The organism is Burkholderia sp. Ac-20392, assembly GCF_017104585.1.
Taxonomy (GTDB): domain Bacteria; phylum Pseudomonadota; class Gammaproteobacteria; order Burkholderiales; family Burkholderiaceae; genus Burkholderia; species Burkholderia lata.
Window position 1 is genome coordinate 1 of sequence record NZ_JAAGPB010000010.1, and the last position, 12131, is coordinate 12131.

At 57.4% G+C, this 12131-nt stretch carries 9 protein-coding genes and 1 pseudogene; 8 read left to right on the forward strand and 2 right to left on the reverse strand.

Features of this window, described 5'->3' with window-relative positions; genetic code table 11:
• Nucleotides 1–119 precede the first annotated feature (119 nt).
• The gene (locus G3N99_RS02425; protein ID WP_174940544.1) at nt 120–602 is read left to right on the forward strand and encodes a DUF1641 domain-containing protein; all 483 of its coding nucleotides are present in this window, start codon (nt 120–122) and stop codon (nt 600–602) included.
• Nucleotides 603–734: 132 nt separating this feature from the next.
• Here G3N99_RS02425 and G3N99_RS02430 read toward each other — a convergent pair whose 3' ends face one another.
• Nucleotides 735–1445, reverse strand: coding sequence for a response regulator (locus tag G3N99_RS02430; protein ID WP_206121572.1), 711 nt, complete (start codon nt 1443–1445; stop codon nt 735–737).
• Nucleotides 1446–2080: 635 nt separating this feature from the next.
• Between G3N99_RS02430 and G3N99_RS02435 the strand changes: the two genes are divergently transcribed.
• Together G3N99_RS02435 and G3N99_RS02440 are read left to right on the forward strand one after the other, a co-directional pair.
• Nucleotides 2081–2413: a hypothetical protein gene (locus tag G3N99_RS02435; protein WP_241011425.1), complete on the forward strand. Its 333-nt coding sequence runs from the start codon at nt 2081–2083 to the stop codon at nt 2411–2413.
• 53 nt (nt 2414–2466) lie between these two features.
• On the forward strand, nt 2467–2721 hold the full coding sequence (locus G3N99_RS02440; protein WP_254603367.1) for a hypothetical protein: 255 nt from the start codon (nt 2467–2469) through the stop codon (nt 2719–2721).
• A gap of 55 nt (nt 2722–2776) precedes the next feature.
• Here G3N99_RS02440 and G3N99_RS02445 read toward each other — a convergent pair whose 3' ends face one another.
• Nucleotides 2777–3331, reverse strand: coding sequence for a GNAT family N-acetyltransferase (locus G3N99_RS02445; RefSeq protein ID WP_174932900.1), 555 nt, complete (start codon nt 3329–3331; stop codon nt 2777–2779).
• A 696-nt stretch (nt 3332–4027) separates the two neighbouring features.
• Here G3N99_RS02445 and G3N99_RS02450 point away from each other — a divergent pair.
• From G3N99_RS02450 to G3N99_RS02470, 5 genes and pseudogenes are all read left to right on the forward strand, one after another.
• Nucleotides 4028–4471 carry a hypothetical protein gene (locus G3N99_RS02450; RefSeq protein ID WP_346778461.1) on the forward strand — a complete coding sequence of 148 codons (444 nt, stop codon included), beginning with the start codon at nt 4028–4030 and terminating at the stop codon, nt 4469–4471.
• A pseudogene (locus G3N99_RS02455) lies at nt 4471–6012 on the forward strand (integrase); the annotation flags it as partial. The gene G3N99_RS02450 and the pseudogene G3N99_RS02455, both read left to right, overlap by 1 nt.
• Before the next feature lie 589 nt (nt 6013–6601).
• Nucleotides 6602–7228: a hypothetical protein gene (locus G3N99_RS02460; RefSeq protein WP_206121551.1), complete on the forward strand. Its 627-nt coding sequence runs from the start codon at nt 6602–6604 to the stop codon at nt 7226–7228.
• Nucleotides 7229–7244: 16 nt separating this feature from the next.
• Nucleotides 7245–9923: an RHS repeat protein gene (locus G3N99_RS02465; protein WP_206121552.1), complete on the forward strand. Its 2679-nt coding sequence runs from the start codon at nt 7245–7247 to the stop codon at nt 9921–9923.
• Nucleotides 9924–9993: 70 nt separating this feature from the next.
• On the forward strand, nt 9994–12123 hold the full coding sequence (locus G3N99_RS02470; protein ID WP_174988364.1) for a type I secretion system permease/ATPase: 2130 nt from the start codon (nt 9994–9996) through the stop codon (nt 12121–12123).
• The last annotated feature ends 8 nt before the right edge of the window (nt 12124–12131 follow it).

A 12131-nucleotide genomic window follows, 5' to 3' on the forward strand; every position in this document is an offset into this window, starting at 1 on the left:
CCCGTCGCCGCGCAGGGCGGCCGCGGCTGGCGGGCACACGGTGTCAGACGAGCGAGACGCAACCGGCGCGCGTGGCCGCCGTCGCGGCAGCCACGTGGCGTCCCAACCGGAGAAAGCCGATGACCGAACGTCAGTCCCCCGACACGACGCCTCCGCACGCGGAGCCCAGCGCGCACGACGCGCTCGAACATTTGCTCGGCAGCCTGCACCGGCATGGATTCCTGCATCTGGCGACCGAGGTCGTCAGCGCGAACGCGCGGCTCGCCGACACGTTCGTCGATGCGCTCGACAAGCCGGGCATGCAGAGCGGCATGCAGAATCTCGCGGTGCTATTGATGGCGCTGTCGCGCATTCCGCCGGAGCAGTTCGGCAAGGCCGTGTTCGCGGCCGCCGACGCGCTGCACCACGTCGGCGCGTGGCAGCCGGCGCAGCACGAGCACGTCGCACCCGGCGTGCGTGGCGCGTACCGGTTGCTGCACGACGAAGCGCTGTGGGACGCGTTGACGCCGTTGCTCGAAGGGTTGAAGGTGTTCGCGCAAGGGCTTGCGCGCGATCCGGAGACGCCCGTTACCGCGCTCGGCGAGAAGACGACGGGTACGTGACGGTGTCCGGTTGTCGACCTGCATGAACCCGAATGGTCGCGGTCGCAGGGGCGGGTGGGCAGCCGATCAACGCGTGACGTTGTGTGCCACGACAGGTCACCCGCGATGCAGCGCGTCGCCGCGCATGCCGCATCAATCCCAGGCGTGCTTGCTGAACTGATAGCCCTTGCCGCGGATCGTCTTGATTCGCTTCGGTTCCGTCAGGTCATCTCGCAGCTTGCGGCGCAGCTTCGAGATGCGGCCGTCGATCGAGCGGTCGAAGCCGTCGAACTCGATGCCGCGTAGCAACTGCGTCAGGTCTTCCCGGCTGACCACCTCGCCGGCTTGGCAGACGAGCGCCCACAGCAGGTCGAATTCGGTCGACGTCAGGCGAGGCGCGCTACCGTCGGGAAGGCGAACCTTGCGATCCGCCCGGTCGATCGAAAACTTGCCGAACTCGAAACGATGAGGCGATGCCGGTGCGGCATCGTCCGGGCGCATGCGTATCCGTCGAAGGTGGGCCTTGATCCGCGCGAGCAGGATGCGTGGCTCGATCGGCTTGTGGAGAAAGTCGTCCGCGCCGAATTCCAGGCCGAGCAACTCGTCGAACTGTTCGTCGCGGGCCGTCATCATGATGACGATGCCGTCGTATCGCATGCGTGCCTCGCGGCAAATCTCGAAGCCGTCCTTACCCGGCAGGTTGATGTCGAGAAGCACCAGGTCGGGACGACACGCGACGATCGTGGACACGGCGTCGGTGCCGTCGACCAGTGTGTCCACCTCGTACTGATGCATGCGCAGATAGTCTGCGATCAGCGCGGACAGTTGGACGTCGTCTTCGACGAGCAGGATTCGGATGGGCATCGCTAAACGAGGGGATGAGACGGGAAAGTGGCGAGCGCTCAGGCCCAGTCCGAACATGAGGGAGCCGAAAAGACGCGCATGATACTGCGAAACATTCCGGTGGAATGTGGCGAAATCTGAATCGTTCGGCCCACCCGCCGGTACGCCAATCCATTCCCGCCGTGCAGCGCAGCGAACGGACGAAAGTGTGGAATCGTGTCGTCGTGGAACGGGACGATGCTCGGGGGAGAAGGCTCGGCATGATGTCCGATGCATGGCTGGCAGCGATGCCGGACAAGGTGTCGTTTGCGCGAAAACGTTTGCGGAAAAATTGTGCGTGCAACGGACACCCGCCCGAGCCGCATTCCGGTAAAGATTGCTCGACATATCATTACAAAATATTACCAAAGGAGTGGGGTCCGGCTCCTTACAATTGTGGAAATTCAGTGGCGAGCGTGATCCACGCCGGCTTCCGGTGGGTTGCCGACGAGAATGCACATGCGAAGGCGGGGCCGATGGCGTGCAGTTGCTCCCTGGGTCGCGACCATGCGACAAGCCACGGCACGGTGCTCAACGCGTGCAGATCGGTGTCGACGTTGCCCTGGCCTGCCAGGCGCCAACGTGCGGCCGGTACGATGTTCTGATAGGAATGCGAAATGACGCCACTTCAAATCATCCGGAATCTCGATTCACTCACGAACGCGATCGAAGTCGCGGTCGCCCGCGCCGACTGGAGCGAGGCCGTCCGGGCCGCCGAAACACGTTCGACGTTCCTGATGACGCTGGTGCCCGATCAACCCGACGAGGTTCACGCGGCCATCGGGAAGATGCGGGAGATCGATATCCGGATCTCCACCGCCGCACGGGAAACGCTGGAAGCCCTCGTCGCCGAGGGCCGGAAGGCGCTGCACGACACGCGGCTGGCGGCACGGCAGCTGTCGCTCGGGGCCGATGCGATGACTTCCCGATCCTCTTCGTGGCTCTCGTGAGTATCACGGTCCCTCGCGACACCCATGCTCAATACGCGGACACGTCTTTGGAAGTGCCTGCCAGTTCTCAACGTTTCGGTGGCGGTATGCGATTTCGAAAACGCGTCAGTTATGTCGATGCAACACGGTGGTTCGTCGATGGCGACCATGATCGGGTGGAGACCCATGAAGGCGGCCGGGCGGTCGCCACGCCGGAAGGCTGGCGTTCGGTGAAGTCGGGTGACTGGATCTTGCTCGATGATTGCGGCAACTGCTGGCCGATGGACAACGGGCTCTTTACGAGCCTTTATGAGCTGGCGGTGGAATGAACAGCGAGGGCGCACCGGCGCCCGCAAGTTGATGCGGCACGCCGGCGATAACCTGTCACTCGACCACAGCCTGTCGGCTCGCGCGCGAAAACAGCAATGAGTCGGTGTCGTTGAACCGGATCTGCACCGGCTCCCCATAACCCGCCTTTTCGGCCACGCGGATCGACGCGACGTTGGTCGGCGCGATCAGGCACACGCTGCGCTCGAACCGTTGTTGCCCGTCGAGCCATGCGAGCGCAGCCGAAAGCGCCTCGGTCGCGTAACCCTTGCCGTGCGCCCACGTCGCAAGTGCCCAGCCGGCTTCCGGCACGTCGCGAATCGACGGCTCGATGAGCCGGTGGAAATCGGCGAAGCCGAGATCGCCGACATAGCGGCCCGATGCCTTCTCGCGAATCGCCCAGTAACCATAGCCGAGCAGCGGCCACAGCCCGCGATACGCGAGCATGCGCATCCACGAGTCGCGCGGCGCGGACGGCTCGCCGTTGAAGATGTGTTCGACGACCTTCGGCTCGGCCCACATCGTGGCGAGCGCGTCGAAGTCGCCGAGCGGATGGCCTTCGAGGATGAGACGCGGTGTGTCGAGAACGGGCGGGGACGAAATGACTGGCATCGGGGTTTCCGGAAAGGAGGGGGGCATGGGACGGCCTGGCCGTCAGCACGTCGATGCCGCGCGGGTTGGGTCCCGTTCACGCACCCGCAGGCAGAGCGGGCGGCGATGTTTCTCGGCGAGCGGCGGCGTGCGATTGACGGCAGGCGATGGCGGCACTCTGCGAGCGGGCATGTCCATTTCGGCAAGACGGAGAGCCGGAATGATAGCAAAACCCTTATCCGCACTGGTGACGCGGCAGGCGGTCGGAAGCGACGCCGTTGCATCAGGCGCCGAACAGGAAGCGAGCGCGATGAGATCGACTTCCCGCGCGATAATCGGAATTTCACGCGATGCGCGTAGAGCAAATTAATTCTGTCACTCCAGAATCCCCACCGGGTAAGGCATTCGGCATCTGAGTTGACGACATTATTGAAAGTATCGCCAAAATAAACTCGTCAATTCGCATATGTCCGGATTAAATTTGTCAATTCGCGTCGTAGACTTCGAAGCCCGACCGTAAGGCCCTGATCTTATGGACGATTCCCGGCACGCGATGCGGCCGGTGACGATGTCGCGACCACGCGGCGCACCTCGGCTGGACGCTTTCAGCCTCAAACTCAATCGCCGACTGACGCTGTTCCAACGCGGCGCGCCCGAACTGTGGCTGCTCATCGAGACGGATCCCACCGTCCGGACATTTTGTGAGCGTCGGGCTACGTGCAGATCGGCGAAGCGCGCCGGCTCGTCGATTTCTGGGTCGACTTTGACGGCCGGCAAGAGTTCGTTCTCCTGTCAGACTCAGTCTCCGAGATTCCGCACGCTTCACCGCTGGAGGGCGAGCCGAACGCGGCCTCCATCCGTCCGGTGACGTCAACCGACCTTGCGGCCGCGCACATCTGGATCGACAACTGGCGGCACATGCTGCCCTGTCTGGTCGCGTCGCGTGGCCTCGTCCCGTCTTCGCTCCAGCGCGCCGTCGAAACTTTCGTGACGGTACCGCATACGCTGTTGGAGATCGAGCGGGAGTTCACCGTCGGCGATCCGGTGCTGGTCCGTGCGGCCGTGTTTGGGCTCCTGCACGCCGGACACATCAGCGCAGTCGATCTGCGTACCGAACCGCTATCGCTGCTGACTCGTTTCACCTCGATCGGAGCGGCATGATGACACGCCGCAAGTCCGAATTCCAGGCACTGGATCCGACGATGTGGCCGACCCTCGCGTGGACCGAGTTCGACTCCGCCGCGCGCAAATCCGTCCAGGCGCGTACGAAGGCGATCGAGCAGTACGCGTGTGGCGCGACAATCAAGGAAATCGAACGGACTACGGGTGTCGACCGTCGCCAACTCTATCGCCTACTCGAACGTGCGCTGGCCGCCCATCCGGACGGACGCATTTATGGCTTTCGTGCGCTGCTCGCGCACACGCGCGTGGCCGATTACGTTCGCATCAGTCCTGTCATATTGAGCGGCGAGCGTGGCAGCCGCGGCGCCGTCGGCGCGCTGTCGCAACTGCTCGAGCGCTCCCCGACACTCGCAGCGTGGCTGCAGTTGCAGATCAAGCAACATCGCGTGGCGCTGCTGGAGATTCGGACCGGGGGCGAACTGCGGACGCGCTTGCGCGGCCTGCAGGGGCTGCACGCGGGCTTTCTGCAGCAATGTCGGCAGTGTGGTCTCGTGGCTGCGGACTATCCGTTCAATACGGCCAGCCACGCGGTCCGATCGCTCTCAGCCCGCGTGAAAGCGGAATTGCTGCGCGGCTTCGGTACGGCCGCGCGGGCCGCCGGTACGACGCACCTGAAAGGCCTGCCGCGCGACAATGACTTCGCCGTTCCGGCCGCGACGCGTCCGTTTCAAATCGTCGAATTCGACGGCCACCGGCTCGATATCCGGCTCAAGGTCGTGATGCACGATCCGCTGGGCTTCACGCATGAATTCGAGATCGAGCGCGTCTGGTTGCTCGTCATCATCGACGTGTGTACGCGCGCGGTGCTCGGGTATCGTCTCGTGCTGGCGCGAGAGTATAGCCGCTACGACGTCATCAAGACCGTCGAGGCGGCGCTCGAGCCGCATCGGACCCGAGACTTCACGATTCTCGAGCTCGGCTACGGTCCCATGGATGGGTGCCCATCCCAGCGTTTGCCGGAACTAGCCTACGTGACGTGGGAAACCATCAAACTCGATAACGCGAAGGCGAATCTCGCGATCGAGACGCTGGCGGCGCTATGTGAATTTGTCGGCTGCTAGGTCGCTGCAGGACCGAAACACAGCCCGGACGAACGCCCCTACATCGAGCGCTTTTTCGGCACGATCGCCAGTCGGTTGTCGTCGCGCTTGCCGGGCTACACCGGAAGCCATCCGCGTGACCTGCGGCGCGCGTTGTCGGACCCGAAGGGAAATCTGCGCCTGTTCGTATCGTTCGACGAACTGGAGGAGCTGGTCGAATATGCGCTTGCGAGTTACAACGGCACGCCGCATGCGGGATTGAATAACATCACGCCACTCGAGGCGATGGAATACTTCATTCGCGGCAAGCACACGCTCGTGAACTGGTTGCCGGAGCCCCGGCGCCGCACGCTTTGCCTGATGCAATCGGCGAAGCGCTGTCGTGTGCACGCCTATCTCGATCAAGGGGCCCGTCCGCATATCAACCTTCACGGCGTCCGCTATACGAATCCGGTTCTGGCCTGCAGCACCGGACTGATCGATCTCATCATCCCCTGGCTATATAGCGCCGGCCCAGCAGCGCCGACCAATGCGGCATGGTGCGACGGGCTGTAATTCACCCTCACAGGGCGATGCTGCTAACCGCTGAACTTTTGCTCCAATGATAGTCGATGAATTACCGCCGAATACGACGGAATGCGAGATCAATATTTCCGAACAGTGCAGGCACTTCCCTACAGCTAAGTAATAGTATGTAATGCACGCGTATGCATCATCTTGTGCCTTAAGTGGCATGGTTGCTCAGCCTCACGGTGATGTGCGATATATCGGTTTAGAGTTGTTAGACTAATATTCATATTGACAAAATTTGCGCCACTTTCGGCCAATTTTCTTGGTGCATCAATGCATTGCAACCGAGAACATCAGATGACAAGAATTCAATGCTCGTCGCTTGTGGCGACAAGCATCCAATTTGAGATGTATGGAAGACGCCATCTTGAAAAACATTGGTGCCTCACTTAGTTTGGCGAACAAGTCGGTAAGCAAGCATGTGTGACAACCTACCGATCCTTCAATGGGGATCGAAAAATTATCGAAGTTGCATGTCCGGCTGAGTCCGCAGAGAAAGATGCGGCTCGACGATAAAAATGCAGTACCTCATTCGGAATGGATATTAATGAAATTATTCTTGTTAGCGATACTCTTGATTGCACCGATTGTCGGATGTGCAGGCTCGAACGAAAACTCGTCAATAAGTTCAAGTGAAGTTCTAAGCGGCATTCGCGACGTCGTTACTCACAACGATCTCTCGGATGTCGAGTACTTCTCACGGAAGCTTGGCGTAATTATGAGCGGCGGGCAAAAAATTGAAGGGAAGGGAGGGTTGTCTGTCTGCGGACTGGATTACCCGCCGAAAATCAGCAATAAAATTGTTCAGCGCTTTTACTATGAAAAATTCCCTGATTATTTTGACCGGCGATATATCGGAAAACCACCCTGTGAATTCAATTATGTAAGGGAGTTCGCGGGTGACCGTATCGTGAAGACATATGCTTCTGCTGTGTTTGATGTAAACAAAATTTGCATATCCGAGGCGGACGTAAAAAGTGCTTTAAAAGAATTCCGCTTCGAAAATGCAAGGGGTGGATTTAATGCCAGAGGTACAAGTGGCGGTCAAAGAGGCATCGCTGTCGAATTGATTTCCACATATGCAGGTCCGATTTGTGTGCGTTCAGCGCATTTTTCCCAAGAATAAATGAGGGTCATTGATCATGTCCGATTTTGATGCAAGAATTACTGGTTTCGAGACGCTTTGGGGTGACGTGCAATCTCCAACCAAAGAGGAGCTCGATTTAATTAATTCAAGCCCACTTCTTGTAAATCAATTGCTTCAATACCAAAAAGACATCGACGATAAAAAAGCATCTCCAATGGCGCGTTTTGACGGACATCCGGAAGGGATGCGGACATCGAACGGCATCAACGGCGGGTTGCGAATCGATATGGGGTCAAACATTATCGGAAGCGAGGCGATCAAATTCGTTGGCGGCTTGAGTTACGAATTAGGGCATTACGTAAATTACACCAGCAATCGAAATTTATTTAACGGCGTTGCATCAAACCTCAATCCTGGCGATCCGAATTATCGACTAATGGCGGGCGCGGTTGGGACAATAACTGAGGCGGAGTCCCAGGCAAACAATTATATTGTGCAGCAACAAATCTTCGCCAAAACCGGAATAAAGATATTGTTGAATGGGGACGGTGTAGATAATGCAAACGGATTGATACAAAAAACCTTGGACGCGGTGCATACGTCGAATAATGATGTCCCCATTGAAAATCTTTTTGAAAAGCTCAAGGCGGGCGCATTAAACATAGCCGGCACATTCCCTGCTCTGCCGAGTAAGCTGGGGCTCATCGATTTTTTCGAATATTACAGTTCTCACCCGAATGAGCTCTATAACAATTTTAATCCAACCAATCCCCGGGATGTTGATTCTGGATTGCAAGGCGCTCAAGCTATAGATGCGAATAAAATAATATTCACCTACAGCGACGCATCGCCTCGGTCAATAAAAATTATTCTATCTGGCGGAGATTCCAGGGATATCATTTTCTCTGGAGCTAAGATTCACTCTTCGAGCTACATTGACTCATCTGGCGCGAAAAAAGAGGAAACAATCTACGATGCGGATGGAAATTATTCTGTTACAGGTTACGACACAGCAACCGGTCGTAAGGTTTTCACTCAGAATTATACGAAAGAAGGCATTAAAACTGTCCATTCGACCTGGATATACAACGCCAATGGCATATTTGAACCTATCTATGAAGAAAGCGTGGCGCCTGTAGGGATTAATTCCTATGATTCCAATGGGCGTCCCAAAGGATATGCGCGCGCCTATCCAGATGGTTCGAATGAGTGGGCAAATTTTGACCCTCAAACTGGACAGATGACACAGCGTCAGCGTGGCTTTACGGACGGGCGCGTAGTTACCTTCGAATCATTTTATTTGAACGGGAACCGCCAGGAATTGAAGGCGTATTTTCCTGACGGGCGTACAGTTTCCCGGGACTCATTTTATTATGAGAATGGAAATTCGAAAGAGATTTGGTACTGGAATGCCGGTGGATATATTTCTAGAAAAGAATATTTCTACGATACCGGAGTCATGTCCAGGAGCGAGGATATAAATCCTAATTTATTCATCGTTGCGTCAAGGAATTTCGATTCAAATGGATCACTTTCTTGGGATTGGTCAGGCACCCCCGTCGGAGATATCTCCAACAATGTTGCAACTTCGGTAAGAAGGACCTACGATCAGAATGGCCGGGTGGTGGAAGAGTCGGTTCTTCCCGGATATCTTCAACCTACGACCACAACCCACTTTAATGCTGATGGTTCAAAGGAGATTACCGTAAGAAATCCATATCTGGGACAGCCGGACAGCTATGAAAAATACGACGCGAGCGGCCGACTGGTTCTAAGAAGCACTTACGATAACAGCGGGACTTTGCTAAACAATCCTAGTCACCGACTGGCGACTATTACCGAAGCTAGATCTGACGGCGGACGTACCGAATCGAGCTACGATGCTCAGGGACGTTTATCGACCCAACGTCAATTTGATGCGGCTGGCAATCTTCAGTCGACCGTCGGCTCGAGCATTGATGATAAGCAACGTCTTCATGTCCGGATTGATCTAGCTGATGGAAAATGGTATGAAGCAACTCGTTCTTCGAGTGACCCCAATTCCCCTTTGGTTGAGGAGCATTGGATTGGCACAAACGGCGAGAAGCACAATCGCACTTGGAATGGCGATAAATTTACTGAGCAATTCTATCACCCATCCCTTGGTTTTGTTGATGTTTTGAAAATCAAAGGCGAATTGTTCATGGTGCAGGCAACGAGTGGTGCGATATACTCATTGCCTGCAGCGGCGGAGTATCCGAATTTTGATTTTACGAAAGTTGCAATTGCTGGCGGAACGATCCCAGGGAAGCCAGGGGGCAGTACGGAGGCTGGAGTACCCGGACTCCCAGCCGGATTATATATTCCGCCGGGCGGTGGAGGTGGGGGATGGGTTTCCGTACCGATCAATCCAGGCTACCCAGTTGAGTGGACGCATTATCCTGCCGGAAGTGAAAAGCCGGATTTTAGTATTCAGTTACCATATGGCGTTTCGCCAAGAGGCATTACGTTTAGTCCGCCGATTTCGGTTATTCCTGGCAGCGGGGCGAATGCATTTAAGCAGAGTTTTGCGACAGATAGTGGCGTTTCCACGGCGCCTACTATATTAGCTGTTTCTCCCACTAATTCGATTCCCAACGCTGAGGCACTTGTGCATGCCATGGCGGCATTTTCACCGCCGGTATCTGGGGCGTCGAGTTTGCCACTTGACGGGCAAGCTAGCCCGCAAACCGTACTTGTTGCCAATATGCGTTGACGATTAGCGTTTAGCCGGCCACCCACATCGCAGATGTGGGTGGCATTTTACATGTCGGTATGGGGTTGAGATGAACGAAGCAGTGCCCGAATTGGCGCGGGTGAATGACCCTGGGTTGGTCGCATTAGTTGTAATTGCCCAATATCACGGTATTGCGGCAAATCCCGAACAGCTTCGCCACGCAGCTGCAATGCAAGGCGAGCAACTCGAAGCGGGAGATTTACAGATTGCCGGGCGTTCACTCGGTCTCAAGGTTCGGCGTGTTCGCGTGTCTCCAGAGCGATTGGTGGAGACTCCCAAACCTGCATTGATGCTCGATGAATCCGGGCGACACTTCGTGTTGGCGTCATGTGACGGAGAGAAGGCGTTGATTGTCGAAGCTGGTGGTGCCGGACCAGAGATTATTGCGCAATCTGACGTGATGGTGCGGACAGGTGGGCAGGCGCTCCTGATTACTTCTCGGGCTTCGCTTGCTGGCGGACTCGCACATTTCGATTTCTCGTGGTTTGTCCCCGCCGTCGTCAAGTACCGACGGATCTTGCTGGAAGTACTGCTGGTGTCGGCGGCATTGCAAATCTTTGCGCTTGTCTCGCCGCTGATGTTCCAGGTGGTAATGGACAAAGTGCTGGTCAACCGTGCATTCGACACCTTGAACGTCGTATGCGTCGCGCTGTTGGTCAGCGGCTTGTTCGAGATTCTGCTGTCGGGGGTGCGCAACTACGTATTCGCCCACACCGCGAGTCGCATCGACGTCGAGCTCGGTGCGCGGTTGTTCCGCCATCTGCTGGCGCTTCCGCTGGCTTATTTCGGCGTGCGCCGCGTCGGCGACACGGTCGCCCGCGTGCGTGAACTCGAGAATATCCGCAGCTTTCTTACCGGACAGGCGCTAACCGCCGTCATCGACCTGTTCTTCTCGATCATCTTTTTGGGCGTGATGTGCGTGTACAGCGTCTGGCTGACGCTGGTCGTGGTTGTGTCACTACCGGTCTATGCGGCGATCTCCATGCTGATCACGCCAATCCTGCGCAAGCGGCTTGACGAGAAATTTGCTCGCACGGCGGACAACCAATCGTTCCTGGTCGAAACCGTGTCCGGCGTCGAAACAGTCAAGTCGATGGCGATCGAGCCGCAGTTCACACGCCGCTGGGACAACCAGCTGGCAGGTTATGTCGCAGCGGGTTTCAGGGTCACGGCGCTCGGTAACGTGGGCCAGCAGTTGATCCAGTTGGTCGGCAAACTCGTGTCGTTGATTACGTTGTATCTGGGTGCCCGCTTCGTAATCGAGGGCAAACTGTCAGTCGGGCAGCTTGTTGCGTTCAACATGATGTCCCAGCACGTGGCCACGCCTGTATTGCGTCTGGCGCAGCTCTGGCAAGATTTTCAGCAGGTCGGCATTTCAATGAGCCGGCTCGGCGACATCCTGAACACGCGAACCGAGCTGGCGCAAAGCCGGCAGACGCTGCCGGCGGTCCGCGGCAACATCAGCTTCCAGTCGATCCGCTTTCGTTATCGCCCGGATGGACCGACGATTCTCGACGACGTGTCGCTCGACATCGCGGCCGGCGAGGTGATCGGTATCGTCGGCCGATCGGGTTCGGGCAAGAGCACGCTCACGAAGTTGCTGCAGCGCCTGTATCTACCCGAACACGGACGTGTGCGTATCGACGGCATTGATTTGGCGCTCGCCGAACCGGCGTGGCTGCGCCGGCAGATCGGCGTCGTGCTGCAGGAGAACCGTCTCTTCAACCGCTCGATTCGCGAAAACATTGCAGTGACCGACCCGGCTGCCTCGCTCGATATCGTGATACGTGCGGCCCAGCTCGCCGGCGCTCACGACTTCATTTCGGAACTGCCCGAGGGCTACGACACAATCGTCGGCGAGCAAGGCGCGAACCTATCGGGCGGTCAGCGCCAGCGCATCGCAATCGCACGCGCCTTGGTGACGAACCCCCGTATCCTGATTTTCGACGAGGCAACCAGCGCACTCGACTTCGAAACTGAACACATCATCCAGAACAATATGAGGGCGATGTGCGACGGACGGACTGTCATCATCATCGCGCACCGGCTGAGCTCGGTGCGTCATGCAAACCACATCATCGCGATGGACAAAGGGCGCATCGTCGAGAAGGGTACGCACGAGTCGCTCCTCGAACTGCGCGGTTATTACGCGCATCTTGTCTCGCTGCAAAACGCCTGAGATTACCC

Bases quoted from the DNA above. Each gene is read 5' to 3' on its own strand.
- G3N99_RS02425 (WP_174940544.1), top strand. From the start codon at position 120: ATGACCGAACGTCAGTCCCCCGACACGACGCCTCCGCACGCGGAGCCC.
- G3N99_RS02430 (WP_206121572.1), bottom strand. From the start codon at position 1,445: ATGCCCATCCGAATCCTGCTCGTCGAAGACGACGTCCAACTGTCCGCG.
- G3N99_RS02435 (WP_241011425.1), top strand. From the start codon at position 2,081: ATGACGCCACTTCAAATCATCCGGAATCTCGATTCACTCACGAACGCG.
- G3N99_RS02445 (WP_174932900.1), bottom strand. From the start codon at position 3,331: ATGCCAGTCATTTCGTCCCCGCCCGTTCTCGACACACCGCGTCTCATC.
- G3N99_RS02460 (WP_206121551.1), top strand. From the start codon at position 6,602: ATGCGGCTCGACGATAAAAATGCAGTACCTCATTCGGAATGGATATTA.
- G3N99_RS02465 (WP_206121552.1), top strand. From the start codon at position 7,245: ATGTCCGATTTTGATGCAAGAATTACTGGTTTCGAGACGCTTTGGGGT.
- G3N99_RS02470 (WP_174988364.1), top strand. From the start codon at position 9,994: ATGAACGAAGCAGTGCCCGAATTGGCGCGGGTGAATGACCCTGGGTTG.